Raw genomic sequence first — 20202 nt, 5'->3', positions numbered from 1 at the left:
CTCAAGCCGCGAATCGAACGGCGCCGTGAAACCGACAGAACCGGCGAACCGGTCTAGCGGCTGAGCGTGGCAGAACGAGAGAAATGTTACAGAGAGGTTTCGTGAACTCCCGATGGACACGTCATGAAACGCTGATGCGGGCGATGCGGACGTAGTCCTCGACAGAGAGTTCTTCGCCCCGTGCGGTCGGCGCGACGCCGGCGCGCTCCAGAAGAGCGGATGCTTCCGCCGCCGTCGCCCCGACGACTCCCGCGAGCGCTTGCCGGAGCATCTTGCGACGCTGCTGAAAAGCGGCGTCGACGATCGCGAAGGTGCGGCGGCGTTCTTGCTCTGTGCCCCGCGGCTCGGAATCGAGGGTGAAGGCCACGAGCACGGAGTCGACGTTCGGAACCGGCCAGAAGACCTGCCGCGAGACGGTGCCCCCCAATCGCCATGCTCCGTACCAGGCGGCCTTGACGCTCGGCGCGCCGTAGATCTTCGAGCCGGGCCCCGCCGCCATCCGCTCCCCCACTTCGGCCTGCACCATGATCACCCCGCGCTGCAGCCCGGGGAAGGTCTCGAGGAAGTGCAGCATCACCGGCACCGAGATGTTGTAGGGCAGATTCGCCACCAGCACGTCGGGGTCGCCGGGCAGTTCGGTCACCCGCAGCGCGTCGGCATCGACGACGGTCAGCGCGCCCTCGGGAACACCGTGTGCCGACGCGGTCTCGGCCAGCCGCGCCGCGAGACGATGGTCGATCTCGACGGCGGTGACGGGGGCACCGGTTTCGAGGATCGCGAGGGTGAGCGATCCTAGGCCAGGCCCGATCTCGACGACACGGTCGGTCGCGGTGACCCGCGCGACCTGCACGATGCGGCGAACGGTGTTCGCGTCGACGACGAAGTTCTGGCCCAGCTTCTTGGTCGGGGTGATATCGAGCGAGGCCGCGAGCCGACGGATCTCGGCGGCGCCGAGCAGGGTGACGGGCATCCCTTCATCGTAGTTCGCGGGTGCGCAAGCCTCCTGCCCCGGTGCTTCCTGCGGAGTACCGTGGCGGTCATGAGCTCAACCGGCACCATCCCCGCGGACACCTTCTCGATGAAAAGCCCCTTCGGACGCCGCGCGGCCGCCCTCTCGATCGCCGCCGCGGTCGGCGGGTTCTTGTTCGGGTTCGACTCGTCGGTTATCAACGGCGCCGTCGACTCCATCCAGGAGAACTTCGCGCTCGGCGACTTCCTCCAGGGGTTCGTCGTCGCCGTCGCGCTTCTGGGTTGCGCGGTCGGCGCGATCGTCGCCGGGAACCTCTCGGATCGATGGGGACGCCTGCGCGTCATGATGCTGGGCGCCGTCATGTTCCTGGCGTCGTCGGTGGGCTCGGCGCTCACCTTCAGCGTTCCCGACCTCATTCTGTGGCGTGTCATCGGCGGCATCGGCATCGGCATCGCCTCGGTGGTCGCACCGGCCTACATCGCCGAGATCGCGCCGCGGCAGATCCGCGGTGCGCTCGCGTCGCTGCAGCAGCTCGCGATCACCCTCGGTATCTTCACGGCTCTCCTGAGCGACGCGCTCCTCGCCAACATCGCCGGCGGTGCCTCGGAGCAGCTGTGGTGGGGCATGGCCGCCTGGCGTTGGATGTTCCTCGTCGGTGTCATCCCGGCGGCGGTCTACGGCATCCTCGCCTTCACCATGCCGGAATCGCCCCGCTTCCTGCTCTCGAAGGGCCGCGACGACGAGGCGCGTGTCATCTTCGCCCGACTCGTTCCCCCCGCCGATCTCGAGAAATCGGTCACCGAGATCTCGCAGTCGATCGAGACCGACCGCAAGAACGCGGGAGCCTCGCTCCGAGGCCCGGTCTTCGGCCTGCAGGGCATCGTCTGGGTCGGCATCATCTTGTCGGTGTTCCAGCAGTTCGTGGGGATCAACGTGATCTTCTACTACTCCACGACCCTCTGGAAAGCGGTCGGCTTCGACGAGAGCAACTCGCTGCTGATCAGCGTGATCACCTCGGTCACGAACGTCGTGGTGACCCTCGTCGCGATCTGGCTCGTCGACCGCGTGGGCCGCAAACCCATCCTCCTCACCGGTTCGCTGCTGATGGCGGTTTCGCTGGGCACGATGGCGCTGGCGTTCACCTTCGCCGAGACCGTCGACGGATCACCGAGCCTCCCCGGCGCGTGGGGCCCGGTCGCCCTGGTCGCCGCGAACCTGTTCGTCGTCGGGTTCGGCGCCTCGTGGGGCCCGCTCGTCTGGGTGCTCCTCGGCGAGATCTTCCCCAGCCGCATCCGCGGCAAGGCGCTCGGGGTCGCTGCGGCCGCGCAGTGGATCGCGAACTTCTTGATCACCGTCTCGTTCCCCGTCATGGCCGGGTGGTCGCTCCCGGTGACGTATGGCATGTACGCGTTGTTCGCTGCGCTGTCGTTCTTCTACGTCGCCTGGAAGATCCCCGAGACGAAGGGCATGGCGCTCGAGCAGGCCGAGACGCTGTTCACGAAGAAGCCCGCCCGCGCGAAGAGCTGACGCCCTGGTGTCGCATCCGTGCGGCAGGATGAGAGCGTGACCCGGTTCGTAGTGGTACCGCAGTGGCAGGGCAGTCCGTCTTCGCGTGCCATGCGGCTGCGCGACGGGGCTGAGGCGATCGCAGGAGACCTCCCGCGATCGACCACCGAGCACCTCGCCGTTCCCCTCGAGGCCGGCGACGCCCTCGACTCCGGGGTACAGCGCCTGAGCGCCGTCGCCCGTGTGCGCGAAGATCTCGCGGCTTTCGTCCGGGAGGCCGATGAACCCGTCGTGGTGATCGGCGGTGACTGCGGCGTCGCGGCCGGAGCCGTTGCGGCCGTCGCTGCGGACGACGTCGCGATCGTGTGGTTCGACGCCCACGCCGACGTCAATACGCCCGAGACGTCGCCGTCGGGCGCCTACAGCGGGATGGTTCTGCGCAGCATCCTGGGCGACGGTCCTGCCGCGGTCGCACTCGACAAGGGCACCATCACCCCGGGCCGGGTCGTGCTCGCCGGCGCACGCTCGCTCGATCTCGAAGAAGAGCTGTTCGTCGTCGGCGAAGGGATCCGGATGCTGTCTGCCGACGACCTCTCATCGCACGATGCCCTCGCAGAGGCGGTCGCCGCGACCGGTGCCACACGCGTGTTCGTTCACGTCGACCTGGACGTGCTGGATCCGGCCGAGATCTCCGGCGTGCAATCGGCACAGCCGTTCGGAGTAGCCGCGACCGACCTGGTCGCCTCGGTCCGCGCGCTTCGCGCTCGCTTTCCCCTCGTCGGCGCCTCGCTCGCGGGGTTCGCGCCGCCCTCCCCCGAGGCCGCCGTCGACGATCTCGGCACGATCCTTCGCATCGTCGGAGCACTCGCGTGAGCCCGGTGCCGGTTCCGCCCACGGGGTGGGAAGAGCGCGCCGAACTCGCGGTGGCGCGCGGCCGGCGTCTCGACCGCTGGATCCCCTCGATTCTGCTCGACTCGCCCGTCAGCCGATTCGGATACCTCTACGGCAGCGCCGTCGGCTGGGTCTGGGGCACGCTCTGGAGCACCGGCCGGATCGAACGCCGGGAGGGTCTCTGGGTGTTCCGAGGCCTGCCGAACTGGGCGTTCGGACGCGGCGGGGTATGCGTGGGCGGATGCTTCCTCACCGGCGGCGGGCGCGTGACGCCCGCGATGCTGCGCCACGAGGCCGTGCACCAGCGCCAGTGGCGTCACTACGGCATCCTCATGCCGGTGCTGTACGCCATCGCCGGGCGCGATCCGCTGCGCAATCGGTTCGAGATCGAGGCGGGGCTCGTCGACGGGAACTACGTTCCGCGAGCCGCCTGATCCGAGCTTCGCCGCTGGCGCCAGGCCCGCCAGGCCCCGGTCGACCAGAGCGCCCAGATCACGAGCAGCGGCTGGAAGACCAGGCGGATGCCGCGCGACAGATCGGAGTCGAGCCCGAACGCGTCTGTGCCGCGGACGAACTGTTCGATGTTGCCGGGGAAGACCGCGATGAAGAACGCGGCGGTGATCCACCCGATCAGCACGCGGTAACGCGCCAACACGATGAGCGAGAGCCCCAGCGCGATCTCGACGAGGCCGGAGGCCACGACGACCACGTCGACGGGCAACGGCAGCCATTGCGGCACCTGGGCGACGAAGGATTCGCGCGCGAAGGTCAGGTGGCCGATGCCGGCGAAGGTGAGAACCGCGCCCAGCAGCCAGCGAGCGATCGAACGAGGAAGGCCCATGACGCGATCGTAGACGCGAAGAGCGGGTCAGCGGGCGGTGGCCAGGCCGAAGCGCTCGGGGGTGTGGATCGACTCCGCGTCGATGTCGTAGCCCACCGTGAGTTCGTCGACGATGTCTGCCGTGCCGAGGTAGCCGCCGAGCAGGTAGACGCGCGTGTTCGCGGCTGCATGACCCTCGAACGCGCAGAGCATCTCGCCCGCCCAGCCCGAGACGGCGCGGGTGAGCGCTTCTCCGGGGGCGCAGGCGCGCACCTCACCCGGCGCACCGCCGCGGCGCGACCGGTCGAGCCACGTCACCGTCATGCGGGCGGGGGCGCTGACGCGGCCGATCCACGAAGCATCCGGAACCTCGATGAAGAGGCGTCCGGTCGAGCAGAGCGGCAGGGTCACCAGAAGGGTCTCGAGGTCGACGAGCGAAGACTCGTCTGCCGTGACGAGATATTGCACCCGGGTGTGACGCGAAGACCGGCAGGCGGTCTCGTTGTGCTCGCTTTTCTGGACCATGACCCTCCTACTATACGGGAGGGAAGGGTTGCCTCACCTTATGTGGCGGGAATGATCAGGATGCGGCGAAGCTCGCTGATCTCGTCCCTGTCCAGCGCATGGGCACGCAGGTAGTCGCTCGGCGAGCCGTACTCGTCGGTGAGGCGCTTGAGCAGCCCGCGCATCACCCGCGCCGGTGACCGCGTCGCGAGCTCCTCGAGGTGGACCGCCTCCGGATGCATCGCGCGAAGACGTGCGACGACCTCGGTGTTGCGCGCCGCGGGGAGCATCTTCTCGGTGCGCGCATAGTCGGCGACGATCGCATCGAGGTCGACACCCGCGGCGGCGAGCGCGAGCGCGACGGTGACTCCGGTGCGATCCTTCCCCACCGTGCAGTGAACGAGAACGGGCTGATCGACGATGATGCTCCGGACGACTTCGACGACCCGGTCGGCGGCCTCGACGATGAGGCTGGAGTACAACTCGGCCAGGCTCACGTCGTTCTCGAAGAACGACGTGATCGAGCCGAGGAAGACCGGCACGCGTTCGGTGGTGAGGTCGAGGCCGTCGACCAGGCTCGGCGACCGCTCCACCTCCTCGTCGTCCCGAAGGTCGATGATCCTCCGGAGCCGCAGTGCGCGCAGTGCTTCGAAGCCCGATTCGTCGACCGTGGCGAGGTTGCCCGACCGGTAGAGCACGCCGCTCCGTGTCTGCCCGTCGCCCGCCGGCAGCCCTCCGATGTCGCGGAAGTTCAGCACCCCCGAGACCAGGGAGCGCTGCGCGCCGCGGCTCACGCCTTCTCCGGTCGCGGCGGAACGGGATAGCGGCCCGCGATGGCGACCCGGTTGAAGGCGTTGATCGCGACGAGGATCCAACTCAGCCCGACGTACTCCGCCTCGCTCAGGATGCCGCCCACGTGGTCGTAGACCTCGTCGGGGACGCCGTCCTCAGAGATGAAGGTGAACGCCTCCGCCAATTCGAGTGCGGCGCGTTCGCGGTCGGAGAAGACGCCCGACTCGCGCCACACCGCGATCTGAGCGATCTCGTCGGCCGAGAGCCCCGCCGCGACCGCGCGGTCGACGTGGATCCGCACGCAGAACGCGCACCCGTTGAGCTGCGAGGCATGGAGCTGCACGAGCTCTTTCAGGCGCGGTTCGATGCCCGAATCCGCCGCCAACGCGCCCACCGTCTTGGAGAACGTCTCCAGCGCCCGGTAGGCATCGGGCGCGGAACGCGAGAGGTGCACGCGAGGCTCTTCGCTCATGCCTTCAGCCTATGCGCGCGGGGTTCGACACGCTCGGCAACCAGACCCTGAACCTCGCGAAAGATCCGGCCGTCCCGACGACGGGGCAGAATGGCCGCGTGCCCGACTTCGACGAGTTCTCCTTCCTCCCCGACCAGGCTGCCGACGCGGGCCTGCCGGGTCCGCTTCCGCGCGGCGAGCGCCTCACCCTGACACTCCCCGACGGCCGGTCGTTGAGTGCGCTGCGGTACGGCGACGCCCCACCCGAGGTGACGTTCCTCCACGGCGCGGGTCTGAACGCCCACACCTGGGACACCACGATCGTGGCGCTGGGTCGCCCCGCTCTCGCGATAGATCTCGCCGGGCACGGCGATTCGTCGTGGCGCGACGACGCCACCTATGCGCCGCGGCTCCTCTCCCCCGACGTCGTGGCCGCACTCGCCGAGTGGACCGACCGCCCCCAGGTGCTCGTCGGTCAATCGCTCGGCGGTCTGACCGCCGCGCCCGTCGCAGCATCCACCCCCGCTTCTGTCTCGCGCCTGATGATCGTGGACATCACCCCCGGCGTCGATCCCGATGCCGGGCCCACCCAGGTGCGGGCTTTCTTCGCCGGCCCGACCGACTGGGCGTCGCGCGACGAACTCGTCGATCGCGCCCTCGCCTTCGGGCTCGGCGGGGGGTCGCGCGAGAAAGCCGCCAGGGGGGTCTTCCTCAACTCCCGGGTGCGTACGGATGGCCGCGTCGAGTGGAAGCACCACTTCGCCCACCTCGCCGCGGCCGCCGCGAACGCTGCGGGCGAGCCCGCCACCGATGACGCTGTGGCCACGCTTCTGAGCGGCGCCGGATGGGAGGACCTCGCCGCAGTGCGAGCTCCCATCACGCTGATCCGTGCCGATCGCGGGTACGTCACAGAGGCGGATGCTGCCGAGTTCGCGGCGCACGCGCCAGCGGCCCGCATCGTGACCCTCGCGTCGAGTCACAACGTGCAGGAAGACGCGCCGCTGGCCCTCGCGGACGAGATCGTGCGCCTCTTCTGACCCTTCCGTGTCGTTCCGCGTCGGCCCCGCCGCGGGGGGTCGCGCGGAACCCTAGGCTGGAGGGCACACCGAGATAGCCCTGCCGCGGCGTCCGACAGCATCGATGACGCCGCCTCCTGGGGAAAGGACCCGCCACATGCCCCGCCGCGCCACCTTCGCCGCCACAGCCCTCTTCGTCACCGGAGCCCTGCTCCTGTCGGGCTGCACGAGCACTCCGAGCCCCACCCCCACATCGGTCGGCGCCCCCGACCCCGACGCGACCCTGACGGTCGCGGCGACGCTCGAGCCATCGAACCTCGACGTGCGACACACCTCAGGCGCCGCCCTCGACCAGGCCCTCATCGACAACGTCTACGAGGGCCTCGTCTCGCGCGACCAGGACAACACCGTCGTCCCCCGCCTCGCGAGCGACTTCCAGGTGTCCGACGACGGCCTGACCTACACCTTCACTCTCCGTGAGGGCGTCACCTTCCACGACGGCAGCGCACTGACCGTCGATGACGTCGTGACGTCTCTGACCGCCGCCAAGGACGACGCCACCATTCAGGGCAACGTCGACCTGACCGGGGTGACCTCCATCACCGCCCCCGACGCCACGACCGTCGTCGTGACCCTGGCCGCCCCGAACAGCGACTTCCTCTTCTCGCTCACCGGGCGCGCCGGACTCGTGGTCAAGACCGGCGATACGACGAACCTGCAGACGGCCGCGAACGGCACCGGTCCGTTCTCGGTCTCCCAGTGGGCGCAGGGTCAGAGCTTGATCCTCGAGCGCTCCGAGTCGTACTGGGGCGAGCCGGCCGGCGTCGCCGAGGTGGTGCTCGACTACATCCCCGACCGCACGGCCGCGGCCAACGCGGCCCTCGCGAACGAGGTAGACGTCACCCTCGAACTCGACCCCGAGTTCCGTTCGCAGATCGAAGACAGCGGCATGTTCGCGATCGAGACCGGTCAGACGACCGACAAGGGCACCCTGGCCTTCAACAACGCCGCCGCCCCCCTGAACGACCCCGACGTGCGTGAGGCGCTCCGTCTCGCGATCGACCACGACGGTCTGATCGAGGCGATCGGCGGCGTGGGGGCACCGCTCTTCGGACCGATCCCCGAGCTCGACCCCGGCTACGAAGATCTGTCCGAGCTCGTCCCGTTCGATCCCGAGCGAGCGAGGCAGTTGCTCGCCGACGCGGGTCAGGAAGACCTCGAGCTGACCCTCACCATCCCGAACATCTACGACGCGACGATCCCCACCTACCTGGTGTCGGCGTTCGACGACATCGGCGTGACGCTGAGGGTCGAGTCGGTCGAGTTCTCGGTATGGCTCACAGACGTCTTCACGAACAAGGACTACGAGCTGAGCTTCGTCCGCCACGTCGAGGCGCGCGACTTCTCGAACTGGACGAACCCCGACTATTACTTCGGCTACGACAACCCCGAGGTGCAGTCGCTCTACACCGAGGCGGTCGCCTCGGTCGACGAGGAACAGGCCGATGCACTGCTGGCCGAAGCCGCACGCATCGTCTCGGAAGACAACGCCGCCGACTGGCTCTTCGTCGCCGCGCCCCTCGCCGCGGTCGGCACGCACGTCAGCGACTTTCCTCAGAACTCGCTCAACGTCCGCCTTCCGCTGGCCGGTGTGACGGTGTCGTCCGAGTGATGACGACGGCGAGATGACGGTGTCTTCGCGGTGATCCGCTACGCGGCGACGAGGGGGGTCCTGCTCCTGGCAGGCCTCCTCGTCGCCAGCGTGCTCATCTTCTTCACTCTTCGGGTGCTCCCGGGCGATGTCGCGCAGCTCATCGGCGGCACGACGTCGTCTCCCGAGCAGATCGCCGCGATCCGGGCCGGTCTCGGCCTCGACCGACCCCTCCCCCTGCAGTACGCCGACTGGATCGGCGGAGTCTTCCGCGGAGACCTCGGATCATCGCTGTTGACCGGCACCTCCGTCGCCGACGAACTCGCCGCCAAGGCGCAGGTGACCGCGCCTCTCGGGCTCCTGGCACTGCTGATAGCCATGGCCTTCAGCATCCCCCTCGGTGTCGCATCCGCGCTCCGTCGCGGTCGCGCTGACGGAACCGCGTTGAACGTCGGCGCACAGGCCCTCGCGGCCGTACCCGTCGTGTGGGCGGGAATGATGCTGGTCGTCGTGTTCGCCGTCTGGCTGGGGTGGCTCCCCGCCCAGGGGTTCCCGCGCAACGGGTGGGCCGACCCCGCCGCCGCGTTGCGTTCGTTGCTCCTCCCGGCGCTGACGATCGGGGTCATCGAGGGCGCGATGCTCATGCGGTTCGTCCGCAGTGCCACACTGCAGGCCGTGGGCCAGGACTACGTCCGCACCGCCGCGGCCAAGGGCCTCACCCGCCGCCGCGCGCTGATCCGGCACGGGCTGCCGAACGTGGCGCTGTCGGTCGTGACCGTCCTCGGCCTGCAGGTCGCGGGCATCGTGGTCGGCGCCGTCGTCATCGAACAGCTCTTCTCCCTCCCGGGGGTGGGGCGGATGCTGGTGGCCGACGTGGGCGCCCGAGACCTCCCCAAGGTTCAGGGCGAGCTGTTGGTCCTCACCGCCTTCGTGCTGATCGTCGGATTCGTCGTCGACCTCGCGCACCGTTTCATCGACCCCCGGCAGAGGGACACGGCATGAGCGAGATAGCGCCCGCAGGACGCGGGCAATGGCTGAGACGTCTGTGGAGCCTCGGAACGGGCCGCTTCGGCATCATCGTCGTGGCGGCGCTGCTCCTGACGGCGATCGTCGCCGCCTTCTGGACACCGTTCCCGCCCGCGCAGGTCGACATCGCCGCGCGGTGGTCGGCACCCGGGTGGCCCCATCTCCTCGGAACCGATGACACCGGTCGCGACATCCTCAGCCTTCTGATGGCGGGTGCGCGAACGACGATCGTCGTCTCACTCGGAGCCGGACTCATCGCCACGGTGCTGGGCATCGCGCTCGCCGCCCTCGGCGCGCTGACGGCGCGGTGGGTTCGTGAGACCGTGGCCGTCCTCATCGACGTGCTCGTCGCCTTTCCCGTGCTCCTCATCGCGATGATGATCTCGGCGGTATGGGGCGGGTCGCTCGGGGTCGTGATCTGGGCCGTCGGCATCGGCTTCGGCGTCAACATCGCCCGTGTCACCCGGTCAGAGCTCCGCCGCGTGCTGCGCAGCGACTTCGTCCTCGCCGGACGCGCGAGCGGTCTCTCTCCCGCGCAGAATCTCTGGCGGCATCTGCTGCCGAACGTCGCGCCGGTCTTCATCGTGCAGCTCTCGTGGGCGATGGCCGTCGCGGTGCTGGCCGAAGCCGGTCTGTCGTACCTCGGTTTCGGTGCACCGGTCACCGAGCCGTCGTGGGGCCTCCTCCTCAGCGGGCTGCAGCAGTACATCTCGATCCACCCCCTCACGGTGGTCTGGCCGGGCTTGGCCATCACCGTCACGGTGCTGGGCCTGAACCTCCTGGGTGACGGGCTCCGCGAAGCCACCGACCCCACGCTCTCGCGGCGGACCGCAGCATCCCGTCTCCACGTTCCCGGAGTGGTCGCATGAGTCTCGAGGTGCGTGACCTGGTGGTCGAGATCGGCGGCCGAAGAGCCGTCGACGGGGTGTCGTTCACCGTGCCCGACGGCGGCCGACTCGGTGTGATCGGCGAGTCGGGCTCGGGAAAGTCGCTCACCGCCCTCGCCGTGCTGGGCCTGCTTCCCGACGGTGCGACCGCGACGGGCAGCGTCCGCTGGGACGGACGCGAGATTCTCGGGCTCCCCGATCGCGAACTCGCGCGCGTGCGCGGTGATGAGATCGGCGTGGTCTTCCAAGAACCGCAGACCGCGCTGAACCCCATCCGCACGGTCGGGCGACAGATCGGCGAATCGCTGCGGATCCACGAAGGACTCTCGCGCGCCGAGGCCCGCAGACGCTCGGTGATCGAGGCGGAGCGCGTCGCGCTCCCCGACCCCGCGAGCATCGTGAACCGCTACCCGCACCAGCTCTCCGGTGGTCAGCGGCAACGCGTCGCGATCGCGATGGCGCTCGCCTGCCGGCCGCGGCTGCTGATCGCAGACGAGCCGACGACCGCCCTGGATGTCACTATCCAGGCGGGCATCCTCTCGCTCCTCGGCTCGCTCGTGCGCGACGCCGGCATGTCGCTCGTTTTCATCACCCACGACCTCGCCGTCCTCGCCCAGGTGGCCACCACCGCCGTGGTCCTCGAGAACGGGCGGGTCGTCGAGACCGGCGAGGTGGCGCAGCTGCTCGACGCCCCGGTCTCGCCCGTCACGCGGGGCCTGGTGCGCGACGCGCGGGCGACCCTGTGGCGGCCGGAGGGCGGACGATGACCGACGTTCTGCTGCGCGCGCGGGAGTTGACCCGTCGCTACACGGCGCCCCGGCGGGCCCTGTTCGCGCCCCGAGCCGTGACGACGGCCCTGGATGCCGTCGACCTCGACGTCTCGACGGGCTCGGCCGTCGGCGTGATCGGCGAGTCGGGATCGGGAAAGTCGACGCTCGTGCGCCTCCTGCTCGCCCTCGACACCCCGACGTCGGGCTCGGTCGAACTGGGAGGACGACCGGTCGACGCACGGCAGAGCGCGCGGTCGTTGCACTGGCTCCGCCGGCAGAGCGGAATCGTCTTCCAAGACCCCTATGCCTCGCTCGATCCACGGATGAGCATCGGGCGCATCGTCGGCGAACCACTCTGGGCGCTCGACATCGCCGGCGATCGGCGCGCCCGCGTGCGCGAGGTGCTCGCTCAGGTCGGCCTCGACGCCGCGATGGCCGATCGGTTTCCGCACGAATTCTCCGGCGGTCAACGTCAGCGCATCGCCATCGCGCGCGCGATCGTGCACCGCCCGACCCTGCTCGTCGGCGACGAGCCGCTCTCGGCACTCGACGTGACCGTGCGCGCCCAGATCCTGCGCCTCCTCGCCGAACTGCGCGCGAGCACCGGCATGACCCTTCTTCTCGTGTCGCACGACCTCGGCGTCGTCCAACACCTCTGCGACGACGTGGTGGTCATGAAAGAGGCGCGCATCGTCGAGCGCGGCGCCACATCGGCCGTGCTGCAGAACCCGGTCTCGCCCTACACGCAGTCGCTGTTGGCGGCCATCCCCACCCTTCCCCGGCCGTAATCGGCGCGACACTCCGGTGTCGCAACCGGCGGCTAGGGTTCGGCTATGTCCCCCGCGATCATCCCCCCGTTCCTGCTCGATCGGCTCGCAGAGACCGAAGAACCCCGCCTCGCGCGCGCCGCCGCCGCGGCCCGCGCCACGATCGCGATGGGCCGGCCTGAGCGCCCGGCACGCGCCCGCCTCCGTCTCTCGATCGACGAGACCGGAACACTGGTCGCCGAGGCCGCACCCGGCCCCGATCGCGTCGTCTTCGACGCGGGCAACACCGAGCGCCTGCCCGGTGCGATCGTCCGCGCCGAAGACGATCCTGAGACCGGCGACGCCGCTGCAGACGAGGCGTTCGACGGACTCGGGGCGACCTTCGACTTCTTCTGGGATGCCTTCGCGCGCGACGGCATCGATGCGGCGGGCGGTGCGCTGCTGGCGACCGTGCACTTCGGCGAAGACTACGACAACGCCTTCTGGAACGGCGAGCGCATGGTGTTCGGCGACGGCGACGGCGAGGTCTTCACCGGCTTCACCCGCTCGCTCAGCGTGATCGCGCACGAACTCGCCCACGGGGTGACCGAAGCCGCGGGCGGTCTCGAGTACGAGGGTCAGTCGGGCGCGCTCAACGAATCGTTGTCCGACGTGTTCGGTGCCTTGGCAGAGCAGCACCACCTCGGCCAGACGGTCGAACGTGCCACGTGGCTCATCGGCGAGGGCATCTTCACCGACGAGGTGCAGGGCGTCGCTCTGCGTTCGATGAAAGACCCCGGCACGGCCTACGACGACGATGTCCTCGGCAAAGACCCGCAGCCGGGTCACATGCGCGACTACGTCGAGACCACCGACGACAACGGCGGGGTGCACATCAACTCGGGTATTCCGAACAAGGCCTTCCACCTCGCCGCCACCGCACTCGGCGGTAAGGCATGGGAGCGCGCCGGCCTCGTCTGGTACCGCACCCTCACCGGTGGCGCACTGTCGCCGACGGCCCGGTTCGTCGACTTCGCCGACGCGACGGTGGAGGCAGCCCGAGCGGAGTACGGTGAAGACTCGGAGGAGGTCGCCGCCGTCCGCGCCGGGTGGGTCGGAGTCGGCGTCATCGACGATGGAGCAACCCGCTGAGCCGACGCGAGTGATCGTGACCGTCGTGCGCTCCGGCGGAATCGCCGGCCTCCGACGTGAATGGCGTGCGGAACCCTCCCCCGATGCCGTGGCGCACTGGATCGCCCTCATCGACGGGTGCCCCTGGGGCGAACCGATCGGCGAGTCGCCCGGCGCAGACCGCTACCGCTGGCAGATCCGCGCCCGCCGCGACGAAGAACCCGAACGTCAGGCCGAGCTCGACGACGGCCAGGTCGAAGGCCCCTGGCGCACGCTCGTCGACGAGGTGCGCGCGCTCTCTCCGCGCCCGGCGCGGCGCGGCGCGGCCGACCGTTGAGCGAACCTACGAACGAGGCGAGCAGCATCCGCCCCGACGATCTCAGCCGAACAGGCGCCGTTTCGCCGGCTTGAGCTTGGGCACGCTGAGCTGCAGATAGACGACGCCCAGCCAGCGGCCGAACTTGAACCCGACCCGGCCCATGCGTCCGACCTCGACGAAGCCGAGCTTCTCGTGCAGCGCGATCGAGGCTTCGGCCCCCCGGTCGCTGACCGCCGCGACGATCTCGCGGATGCCCGCCTCCTGCGAGGCGGCGATGAGCGCCTCCAACAGCGCACGCCCCAGGCCTTTACCGGCGGCCGCCTGCCCGAGGTAGATCGAGTTCTCGACGGTGTAGCGGTAGGCCGATTTGCTCTTCCACGGCTGCACGAGGGCGTATCCCAGAATCTGCCCCGACGGCGACTGCGCGACGAGGAACGGCATTCCGAGCTTGACCAGGTGCGCGTACTTGTCGCGCCACTGCGCGAGCGTCCACCGCTTCTCGTCGAACGTGACCATCGAGTTCGTCACGTAGTAGTTGTAGATCTCGCGGATGTCGGGGATGTCGGCCTCGCGCACCGGGCGGATCTCGTACTCGAAGGGACGCTCCGGTGCGGCTGAGCGACGCAGGTGCCAGGGCAGACGGCGTCGGCTCTTGTCGTACTCGTCCTCCAGCATGAGCGCCATTTTAGCGGCGACGAGACCCCCGAACGCCGCCCCGCGGGGCGATTCACTCGAGCGGATGCTGCGGAGGCCTCAGGCGGGCAGGCGCCAGTCGACCGGCGGAGCGCCCTGCTGCTCGAGCAGCGCGTTCGCGGCCGAGAACGGCTTCGAGCCGAAGAAGCCGCGACGCGCCGAGAGGGGCGAGGGGTGCACCGACTCCACGATCGGCGTCGCGCCGAGCAACGGCCGGAGGTTCGCCGCATCCTTCCCCCACAGGATCGCCACGAGCGGCCGGTCGCGCTCGACGAGGCTGCGGATCGCGAGCTCGGTCACCTTCTCCCACCCCCATCCGCGGTGCGAACCCGCATTGCCCGGAGAGACGGTGAGCACACGGTTCAGCAGCATGACGCCCTGGTCGCTCCACGCCGAGAGGTCGCCGTGGGCGGCGGGTGCGATGCCGAGATCGGACTCCAGCTCGGTGTAGATGTTCGCGAGGCTCCGTGGCACCGGCCGCACGTGCCGGTCGACGGCGAACGAGAGGCCGATGGGGTGTCCGGGGGTCGGATACGGGTCCTGCCCCACGATGAGCACCTTGACCTCGGAGCGCGGCCGGGCGAAGGCGCGCAGCACGTTCTCGCCGGCGGGGAGGTAGGAGCGACCCTCCGCAGCTTCCGTCCGAAGCCGCTCGCCGAGTGCGGCGATGTCGTCCGCCACCGGGGCGAGCGCCTCGGCCCAGCCGCGGTCCATCAGCCCGGAGTCGGCGAGTTCCGCCAGCGACTTCGCCATGCCGTCAGGCTCCGTCTTCTTCTTGCACCGTGCCCCGCGCCGACCAGGGGAAATCGATCCACAGAGCGGTTTCCTTCCACGAGTAATCGGGCCGGACGATGGTGGTCGGCTTGGTGTAGATGACGACCGAGCGCATGTCTGCGCCGCGGTCGCGAAGCAGTTTCACGGCCAGGGCCAGCGTCCGGCCGCTGTCGGCGACGTCGTCGACGAGCAGCACCTTCCGCCCGCTCAGGTATTCGGTGTCGAGCGCGGGGCGCAGCACCTCGGGCGCATCGAGAACCGTGCCGATGCCGGTGTAGAACTCGACGTTCAGGGCGCCGCAGTTCTTCACGCCGAGCCCGTAGGCGATCGCTCCCGCGGGCAGGAGACCGCCGCGGGCGATGGCCACCACGACGTCGGGGACGAACTCGTCGGCGAGGATCTCTCGAGCGAGGTCTCTGGATGCTTCGCCGAACTGATCCCACGTGAGCGTCTCGCGCTCGTCGTCACCTGTCGTCATCGGGTCCTCCTCGGGCCGGTCGACCTTCAGCCTAGGCAACGGCGCCGGGCGATCCGGCCGCGGGCGACGATGCGCGCCGCGCCGCCCGTGTACTCTCGGCCCATGTCTCGCGCATCGTCCGCCGCCGATCGACTGCGTGGTTCTTCTCTCGGCATCACCGCCGGGCTCATCGGCTGGTTCGTCGTCGTCGAGATCACCAGCGGCGTACTGCAGGGGTATTACGTGCCCCTGCTCAGTGACATCGTCGTGCGACTGGGCGTGACCGACGCCGACGTCAACTGGTTCGAAGCGGCGCAGCTGCTGCTCTCAGCGCTCGTCCTGCCGGTGCTCGCGAAGCTCGGCGACATGTACGGGCACAAGAAAGTGCTGCTCGCCTCGGCTCTCCTCACCGCCGGAGCGAGCTGGTGGCTGGTCTTCGCCGACTCGTTCTGGACCTTCCTGATCGCGTGGGCGTTGCAGGGCTTCTACGTCGTCTGGCTGCCGCTCGAGATCGCCCTCGTCTTCGAGCGCGGCAGACGTCAGGCACGCGGGGTCTCGCAGACCCGACGCGCCGCCGGCCTCCTCGTCGTCGGTCTGCAGGCCGGAGCGATCCTCGGGGCACTCGCCGCCGGCAGGCTGTTCGCCGCGACCGGTGAGAACCTGCAGTTGACCCTCATGGTGCCGGCGATCGCGGTGACACTCGTGTGCGTCGTCATCTGGCTGGGAGTGCCCGAGTCGGAGCCCGTACCCGGCCGCCGGCTCGACATCGGCGGTTTCGTGCTCCTCGCGTTCGCCCTGTTGCTGATCACCGGTGCCCTGTCGTTCCTTCGTGTACCCGCCGGCCCGGGGCCTGCGGTCGTCGTCGCGTTGCTCGTCGCCGGGCTCGCCGCGCTGGCCGCCTTCGTCTGGTACGAGTTGCGCCAGCCCGACCCCGCGGTCGACATCCGTGTTCTCGTGCGCCCCGAAATGTGGCCCATCCAGGCGACCGCGTTCCTGGTCGGCATCAGCCTCCTCGGCGCGCAGGGTCCGCTCGCGACCTACGCGGGTACCGATTCTTCGCTCGGGTACGGCCTCGGCCTCGACGCGACCGACCGGTCCAACGTGATCGGGGTGTACCTCGTGTCGCTGATCGCGGGGGCCGTGCTCTTCGCCGTGCTGTCTCGCCGCGGCAACCCGCGGCTCATCCTCATCGCTGCGTCGGCCCTCGTCGGCATCGGCTACCTGCTCTTCGTGCCGTTCCACGTCGAGCTCTGGCAGGTGCTGACGAACCTCTCCATCGCCGGCGTCGGCTCGGGCGCCCTCGTCGCGGCGATGCCCGCCGCCGCCGCAGCGGCCGCGCCCCGCGGCCAGACGGGTATCGCGTCAGCGTTGACGAACACGACCAAGACCATCGGCGGCACGTTCGCCTCGGCGGTGTTCGGGGTGGTGCTCGCCGCGGGTGCGGGTGCGGCCGTCGTGGGCGCCGCCGCCCCTCTCGTCGGATACCTCACCGTCTGGGCGGTGTGCTCCGCCGGCGGATTCCTCGCCGCAGCGCTGCTCTTCTTCGTCCCCAAGGTCGCCTTCGCCGACTCCGCCCCCGAAGAAGCGGCAGCCGCGGCCGGCCGGTCGCAGGTGCTCTGAGCCGGGACTCAGCCCTCGCGCACCCGCAGCGGCCCGCGCGCCAGCGCATGCTGGGCGGCCTGGGCGACCGGTCGCATCGTCACGAGATCGAGGTTCACGTGCCCCGGAGCATCGAGCGCGTACGCGATCACGTCGGCGACATCGGCGCCCGTCAGCGGGTTGTCGACGTCGTCGTACACGCGATCGGCGGCGTTCTGGTCGCCGCGCAGCCGGTTGAGCGAGAACTCCTCGGTGGCCACCATGCCGGGGGCCACCTCGACCACGCGAATGGGCTCGCCGTTCAGCTCGAGCCGCAGCGCGTGCACCAGCATCGACTCGGCCGCTTTCGCGGCGTTGTAGCCCGACCCGCCCGGGTAGGCGGTCTGCGCGGCGGTCGACGTGACGAAGACGGTGTCGGCGTGACCGTCGGATGCTGCCGCGTCGCGCAGCAGCGGGAGCAGCGCCGCAACCACGCGCTGCGTCGTCAGAACGTTGACCTCGAACATCCACTGCCAGTCGGCCGGGTCGCCGTTCTCGACGAAGTCCGTTCCGCGGGCCCCACCGGCGATCTGCACGAGCGCGTGCACGGGGCCGGTCTCGGCGAGCCAGCCTGCGAGCGCGTCCACGTCTTCGCCGCGGGTGAGGTCGGCCGCGAACGCGACGATCCCCGTCTCGGCTTCGAGCGCTTCGACGCGCTCGGCCCGACGGGCGACTCCCACCACGTCCCAGCCACGAGTGCGCAGCATCCGCGCCGTCGCCTCGCCTATCCCAGAACTGGCACCGGTCACCACAGCACGTCGCGTCATTGGCACAACGCTACCCGCCGCCGCGCGGGGCGGCTGTTACGTCGCGAGTCTCCGCGGGTGGCGGGCAGGTGAGGCCCTGCGTAGTCTCGCTGCAGGTCACGGCGCCCGCCTGGCCGAAGCCGAACGCAGGAGCCGCTCATGTCCGCACCCGAGAACTGGCGTTTCGAGACCAAGCAGATCCACTCGGGCGCGCAGCCCGACCCGGTCACGAAGGCGCGGGCGACCCCGATCTACCAGACGACGTCGTACGTCTTCGACAACGCCGACCACGCCGCGAACCTCTTCTCGCTGGCCGAGTTCGGCAACATCTACACCCGCATCCAGAACCCCACCCAAGACGTCGTCGAGCAGCGTCTGACCGCTCTCGAGGGCGGCACGGGGTCGCTGCTGGTGGCGAGCGGCCAAGCCGCCGAGGTCTTCGCGATCCTCAACATCGCCCAGGCCGGTGACCACTTCGTCTCGTCGAGCTCGATCTACGGCGGCACCTACAACCTCTTCAAGTACACCCTCGCGAAGCTCGGCATCGAGGTCTCGTTCGTCGAGAACCAGGACGACCCCGAGGAGTGGCGCGCCGCCGTCCGCCCCAACACGAAGCTCTTCTTCGCCGAGACCATCGGCAACCCGCAGATCAACGTGCTCGACATCCGCACCGTGGCCGACCTCGCGCACGAGGCGGGCGTGCCGCTCATCGTCGACAACACCATCGCGACGCCGTACCTTATCCGTCCCTTCGAGCACGGCGCCGACATCATCGTGCACTCCGCGACGAAGTTCCTCGGCGGACACGGCACGGTCATCGGCGGCATCATCGTCGACGGCGGAAAGTTCGCCTGGACCGAGAACGCCGACAAGTTCCCCGGCCTGAGCGAGCCCGACCCGTCGTACCACGGCGCTTCGTACACGACCGCCGTCGGTGACGGGCTCGCGTACATCATCAAGGCCCGCGTGCAGCTGCTGCGCGACCTCGGGGCCGCGATCTCGCCCCAGAGCGCCTGGCTGCTGATCCAGGGCATCGAGACCTTGTCGCTCCGGATCGAACGCCACGTGCAGAACGCACAGGAGATCGCGGAGTGGCTCGAGAACCAGCCCGACGTGGCCTCGGTCAACTACTCCGGGCTGCCCACCTCGCCCTGGTACGCCGCGGCGAACCACTACGCCCCGAAGGGCGTCGGCGCGGTGCTGTCGTTCGAGCTGAAGGGCGGCGTCGGCGCCGGCCGCGAGTTCGTGAACTCGCTCACCCTCTTCAGCCACCTCGCGAACATCGGCGATGTGCGCTCGCTCGTAATCCACCCCGCCTCGACGACCCACTCGCAGCTCACCCCCGAGCAGCAGTTGACGACGGGCGTCACCCCCGGTCTCGTCCGCCTCTCGGTCGGGCTGGAGAACGTCGACGACCTCAAGGCCGACCTCGAGCAGGCGCTGGCCGCGGCCCGTCGAAGCGTCGAGGCTGCGCGCGCGTAGTTTTCGCACCATACGCAGCTGCCCCGGCCCCATCGCTTCTGCGATTCGGGACGGGGCAGTTGCGTCGGGCGGATGCTGCGTGGGTCAGGCCCGCACCTTCGGACGCAGGTGACCGAGTCCGCCATCGATTCCGAGCACCTGGCCCGTGATCCAGTCGTTGGCCGGGTCGAGGAGAAACTCCACTCCGCGCGCGACGTCGTCGGGTTCGCCGAGGCGCCCGAGCGCGTGCATCGACTCCGAGACCCTGCGAGACCCCTCGCTCGCCGTGAGCGCAGAAGTCAGCGGCGTCTGGGTCAGGCCCGGCGCCACCGCGTTGATGCGGAGTCCCTGCGATGCGTAGCTCGCTGCCGACGAGAGCATGAGCCCGATGACACCGGCCTTCGCGGCGGCGATCGCATCGTGATTGGGCAGCCCCGCCATCGCCGCCGCAGATGAGACCAACACGACCGAGCCGCCCGACCGCAGGTGCCGCCCCGCCGCCCGGACGGTCGCGAACGCGGTCGTCAGCGACGCAGCGATCACCCCGTCGTACTGTTCGCGCGACGTGAGGTGAGCGGGTTTGAGCAGCATCGAGCCCGCGAAGCACGCCACGCCGTCGAGGCGTCCAGCCTCGACGAAAGCCCGGTCGACCGCGTCGAAGTCGGTCGCGTCGAGGACGATGTCGGGATCGCCGTTCCCGGCCTCCCGAGCCGTCGTCACCACTTCGTGACCTGCTGCCCGCAACAGCTCGCAGGTCGCCGCACCGATGCCGCTCGATGCGGCGATGATCAAATATCGCGCCATGGGGTTCCTCCCCCGCAATTGTCTCCTCCGCGGAGCCGCCGTGGGCGGGATCAGCGCCATCCCGCAGCAAATCGATCCACGGTGTGACAGTCCGCTGGCCGAGGGGCCCAGCGGCGTATCCCGGATTCTTGATCGCGTGCCCACCCCAC

The 20202-nt window shown here is 69.6% G+C and carries 23 protein-coding genes; 13 read left to right on the top strand and 10 right to left on the bottom strand.

Going from position 1 to position 20202, the window contains the following annotated elements:
* Window positions 1-121: 121 nt before the first annotated feature.
* A complete protein-coding gene (gene rsmA / locus ACFXQA_RS07620; RefSeq protein WP_394519221.1) occupies window positions 122-970 on the bottom strand; it encodes a 16S rRNA (adenine(1518)-N(6)/adenine(1519)-N(6))-dimethyltransferase RsmA in 849 nt (282 codons plus the stop codon).
* 69 nt (window positions 971-1039) lie between these two features.
* Between rsmA and ACFXQA_RS07615 the strand changes: the two genes are divergently transcribed.
* The 3 genes from ACFXQA_RS07615 to ACFXQA_RS07605 are packed head-to-tail and all read left to right on the top strand — an operon-like array spanning window position 1040 to window position 3801.
* A complete protein-coding gene (locus ACFXQA_RS07615; RefSeq protein ID WP_394519220.1) occupies window positions 1040-2497 on the top strand; it encodes a sugar porter family MFS transporter in 1458 nt (485 codons plus the stop codon).
* A 36-nt stretch (window positions 2498-2533) separates the two neighbouring features.
* The gene (locus ACFXQA_RS07610; RefSeq protein WP_394519219.1) at window positions 2534-3349 is read left to right on the top strand and encodes an arginase family protein; all 816 of its coding nucleotides are present in this window, start codon (window positions 2534-2536) and stop codon (window positions 3347-3349) included.
* On the top strand, window positions 3346-3801 hold the full coding sequence (locus ACFXQA_RS07605; protein WP_394519218.1) for a Fe-S oxidoreductase: 456 nt from the start codon (window positions 3346-3348) through the stop codon (window positions 3799-3801). The genes ACFXQA_RS07610 and ACFXQA_RS07605 overlap by 4 nt, the downstream gene beginning before the upstream one ends.
* Here ACFXQA_RS07605 and ACFXQA_RS07600 read toward each other — a convergent pair.
* The 4 genes from ACFXQA_RS07600 to ACFXQA_RS07585 are packed head-to-tail and all read right to left on the bottom strand — an operon-like array spanning window position 3780 to window position 5955.
* Window positions 3780-4208 carry a DoxX family protein gene (locus ACFXQA_RS07600; RefSeq protein ID WP_394519217.1) on the bottom strand — a complete coding sequence of 143 codons (429 nt, stop codon included), beginning with the start codon at window positions 4206-4208 and terminating at the stop codon, window positions 3780-3782. The two genes, ACFXQA_RS07605 and ACFXQA_RS07600, sit on opposite strands and share 22 nt — an antisense overlap.
* A 27-nt stretch (window positions 4209-4235) precedes the next feature.
* Entirely contained in the window at window positions 4236-4712 is a 477-nt protein-coding gene (locus ACFXQA_RS07595; RefSeq protein WP_394519216.1) for an SIP domain-containing protein, read from the bottom strand.
* A gap of 38 nt (window positions 4713-4750) precedes the next feature.
* Entirely contained in the window at window positions 4751-5485 is a 735-nt protein-coding gene (locus tag ACFXQA_RS07590) for a tyrosine-protein phosphatase (protein ID WP_394519215.1), read from the bottom strand.
* Complete coding sequence (locus ACFXQA_RS07585; protein WP_394519214.1) at window positions 5482-5955, bottom strand: carboxymuconolactone decarboxylase family protein; 474 nt, start codon at window positions 5953-5955, stop codon at window positions 5482-5484. The genes ACFXQA_RS07590 and ACFXQA_RS07585 overlap by 4 nt, the downstream gene beginning before the upstream one ends.
* Window positions 5956-6053: 98 nt before the next feature.
* Here ACFXQA_RS07585 and ACFXQA_RS07580 point away from each other — a divergent pair, with 98 nt between their 5' ends.
* The 8 genes from ACFXQA_RS07580 (at window position 6054) to ACFXQA_RS07545 (ending at window position 13498) form a co-directional block, all read left to right on the top strand.
* Window positions 6054-6971 carry an alpha/beta fold hydrolase gene (locus tag ACFXQA_RS07580; RefSeq protein ID WP_394519213.1) on the top strand — a complete coding sequence of 306 codons (918 nt, stop codon included), beginning with the start codon at window positions 6054-6056 and terminating at the stop codon, window positions 6969-6971.
* 136 nt (window positions 6972-7107) lie between these two features.
* On the top strand, window positions 7108-8622 hold the full coding sequence (locus tag ACFXQA_RS07575; RefSeq protein WP_394519212.1) for an ABC transporter substrate-binding protein: 1515 nt from the start codon (window positions 7108-7110) through the stop codon (window positions 8620-8622).
* Window positions 8623-8652: 30 nt separating this feature from the next.
* The gene (locus ACFXQA_RS07570) at window positions 8653-9603 is read left to right on the top strand and encodes an ABC transporter permease (protein ID WP_394519211.1); all 951 of its coding nucleotides are present in this window, start codon (window positions 8653-8655) and stop codon (window positions 9601-9603) included.
* On the top strand, window positions 9600-10496 hold the full coding sequence (locus ACFXQA_RS07565) for an ABC transporter permease (RefSeq protein WP_394519210.1): 897 nt from the start codon (window positions 9600-9602) through the stop codon (window positions 10494-10496). Before ACFXQA_RS07570 ends, ACFXQA_RS07565 begins: the two co-directional genes overlap by 4 nt.
* Complete coding sequence (locus ACFXQA_RS07560; RefSeq protein ID WP_394519209.1) at window positions 10493-11281, top strand: ABC transporter ATP-binding protein; 789 nt, start codon at window positions 10493-10495, stop codon at window positions 11279-11281. Before ACFXQA_RS07565 ends, ACFXQA_RS07560 begins: the two co-directional genes overlap by 4 nt.
* Window positions 11278-12072, top strand: coding sequence for an ATP-binding cassette domain-containing protein (locus ACFXQA_RS07555; RefSeq protein ID WP_394519208.1), 795 nt, complete (start codon window positions 11278-11280; stop codon window positions 12070-12072). Before ACFXQA_RS07560 ends, ACFXQA_RS07555 begins: the two co-directional genes overlap by 4 nt.
* 45 nt (window positions 12073-12117) lie before the next feature.
* Entirely contained in the window at window positions 12118-13182 is a 1065-nt protein-coding gene (locus ACFXQA_RS07550; RefSeq protein WP_394519207.1) for a M4 family metallopeptidase, read from the top strand.
* Window positions 13183-13192: 10 nt separating this feature from the next.
* Window positions 13193-13498: a hypothetical protein gene (locus ACFXQA_RS07545; protein WP_394519206.1), complete on the top strand. Its 306-nt coding sequence runs from the start codon at window positions 13193-13195 to the stop codon at window positions 13496-13498.
* Window positions 13499-13540: 42 nt separating this feature from the next.
* On the opposite strand, the gene ACFXQA_RS07540 is transcribed toward ACFXQA_RS07545, so the two are convergent.
* From ACFXQA_RS07540 to ACFXQA_RS07530, 3 genes are all read right to left on the bottom strand, one after another.
* Window positions 13541-14155: a GNAT family N-acetyltransferase gene (locus ACFXQA_RS07540; protein WP_394519205.1), complete on the bottom strand. Its 615-nt coding sequence runs from the start codon at window positions 14153-14155 to the stop codon at window positions 13541-13543.
* Between the two features lie 78 nt (window positions 14156-14233).
* The gene (locus ACFXQA_RS07535) at window positions 14234-14926 is read right to left on the bottom strand and encodes a uracil-DNA glycosylase (RefSeq protein ID WP_394519204.1); all 693 of its coding nucleotides are present in this window, start codon (window positions 14924-14926) and stop codon (window positions 14234-14236) included.
* Window positions 14927-14930: 4 nt separating this feature from the next.
* Window positions 14931-15425 (bottom strand): phosphoribosyltransferase, encoded by a 495-nt coding sequence (locus ACFXQA_RS07530; RefSeq protein WP_394519203.1) that lies wholly within the window; start codon window positions 15423-15425, stop codon window positions 14931-14933.
* Between the two features lie 102 nt (window positions 15426-15527).
* Between ACFXQA_RS07530 and ACFXQA_RS07525 the strand changes: the two genes are divergently transcribed.
* Window positions 15528-17024, top strand: a complete 1497-nt coding sequence (locus tag ACFXQA_RS07525) for an MFS transporter (RefSeq protein ID WP_394519202.1) — start codon at window positions 15528-15530, stop codon at window positions 17022-17024.
* Window positions 17025-17032: 8 nt separating this feature from the next.
* Here ACFXQA_RS07525 and ACFXQA_RS07520 read toward each other — a convergent pair whose 3' ends face one another.
* Complete coding sequence (locus ACFXQA_RS07520) at window positions 17033-17809, bottom strand: SDR family oxidoreductase (protein ID WP_394519201.1); 777 nt, start codon at window positions 17807-17809, stop codon at window positions 17033-17035.
* Between the two features lie 138 nt (window positions 17810-17947).
* On the opposite strand from ACFXQA_RS07520, the gene ACFXQA_RS07515 reads away from it, so the two are divergent.
* Entirely contained in the window at window positions 17948-19270 is a 1323-nt protein-coding gene (locus tag ACFXQA_RS07515; RefSeq protein ID WP_394519200.1) for a bifunctional o-acetylhomoserine/o-acetylserine sulfhydrylase, read from the top strand.
* A gap of 84 nt (window positions 19271-19354) precedes the next feature.
* Here the strand turns inward: ACFXQA_RS07515 and ACFXQA_RS07510 are convergent, their stop codons facing one another.
* A complete protein-coding gene (locus ACFXQA_RS07510) occupies window positions 19355-20053 on the bottom strand; it encodes an SDR family NAD(P)-dependent oxidoreductase (RefSeq protein WP_394519199.1) in 699 nt (232 codons plus the stop codon).
* Window positions 20054-20202 lie beyond the last annotated feature (149 nt).

The sequence above is a fragment of the Microbacterium shimangi genome, from assembly GCF_043556445.1.
Lineage (GTDB): Bacteria > Actinomycetota > Actinomycetes > Actinomycetales > Microbacteriaceae > Microbacterium.
This window is presented reverse-complemented; position numbering and strand designations above follow the sequence as displayed.

Coding starts and splice junctions, on each gene's coding strand:
- rsmA (WP_394519221.1), bottom strand. CDS start 970: ATGCCCGTCACCCTGCTCGGCGCCGCCGAGATCCGTCGGCTCGCGGCC.
- ACFXQA_RS07615 (WP_394519220.1), top strand. CDS start 1,040: ATGAGCTCAACCGGCACCATCCCCGCGGACACCTTCTCGATGAAAAGC.
- ACFXQA_RS07600 (WP_394519217.1), bottom strand. CDS start 4,208: ATGGGCCTTCCTCGTTCGATCGCTCGCTGGCTGCTGGGCGCGGTTCTC.
- ACFXQA_RS07595 (WP_394519216.1), bottom strand. CDS start 4,712: ATGGTCCAGAAAAGCGAGCACAACGAGACCGCCTGCCGGTCTTCGCGT.
- ACFXQA_RS07585 (WP_394519214.1), bottom strand. CDS start 5,955: ATGAGCGAAGAGCCTCGCGTGCACCTCTCGCGTTCCGCGCCCGATGCC.
- ACFXQA_RS07575 (WP_394519212.1), top strand. CDS start 7,108: ATGCCCCGCCGCGCCACCTTCGCCGCCACAGCCCTCTTCGTCACCGGA.
- ACFXQA_RS07565 (WP_394519210.1), top strand. CDS start 9,600: ATGAGCGAGATAGCGCCCGCAGGACGCGGGCAATGGCTGAGACGTCTG.
- ACFXQA_RS07560 (WP_394519209.1), top strand. CDS start 10,493: ATGAGTCTCGAGGTGCGTGACCTGGTGGTCGAGATCGGCGGCCGAAGA.
- ACFXQA_RS07555 (WP_394519208.1), top strand. CDS start 11,278: ATGACCGACGTTCTGCTGCGCGCGCGGGAGTTGACCCGTCGCTACACG.
- ACFXQA_RS07550 (WP_394519207.1), top strand. CDS start 12,118: ATGTCCCCCGCGATCATCCCCCCGTTCCTGCTCGATCGGCTCGCAGAG.
- ACFXQA_RS07540 (WP_394519205.1), bottom strand. CDS start 14,155: ATGCTGGAGGACGAGTACGACAAGAGCCGACGCCGTCTGCCCTGGCAC.
- ACFXQA_RS07535 (WP_394519204.1), bottom strand. CDS start 14,926: ATGGCGAAGTCGCTGGCGGAACTCGCCGACTCCGGGCTGATGGACCGC.
- ACFXQA_RS07530 (WP_394519203.1), bottom strand. CDS start 15,425: ATGACGACAGGTGACGACGAGCGCGAGACGCTCACGTGGGATCAGTTC.
- ACFXQA_RS07525 (WP_394519202.1), top strand. CDS start 15,528: ATGTCTCGCGCATCGTCCGCCGCCGATCGACTGCGTGGTTCTTCTCTC.
- ACFXQA_RS07520 (WP_394519201.1), bottom strand. CDS start 17,809: ATGACGCGACGTGCTGTGGTGACCGGTGCCAGTTCTGGGATAGGCGAG.
- ACFXQA_RS07515 (WP_394519200.1), top strand. CDS start 17,948: ATGTCCGCACCCGAGAACTGGCGTTTCGAGACCAAGCAGATCCACTCG.
- ACFXQA_RS07510 (WP_394519199.1), bottom strand. CDS start 20,053: ATGGCGCGATATTTGATCATCGCCGCATCGAGCGGCATCGGTGCGGCG.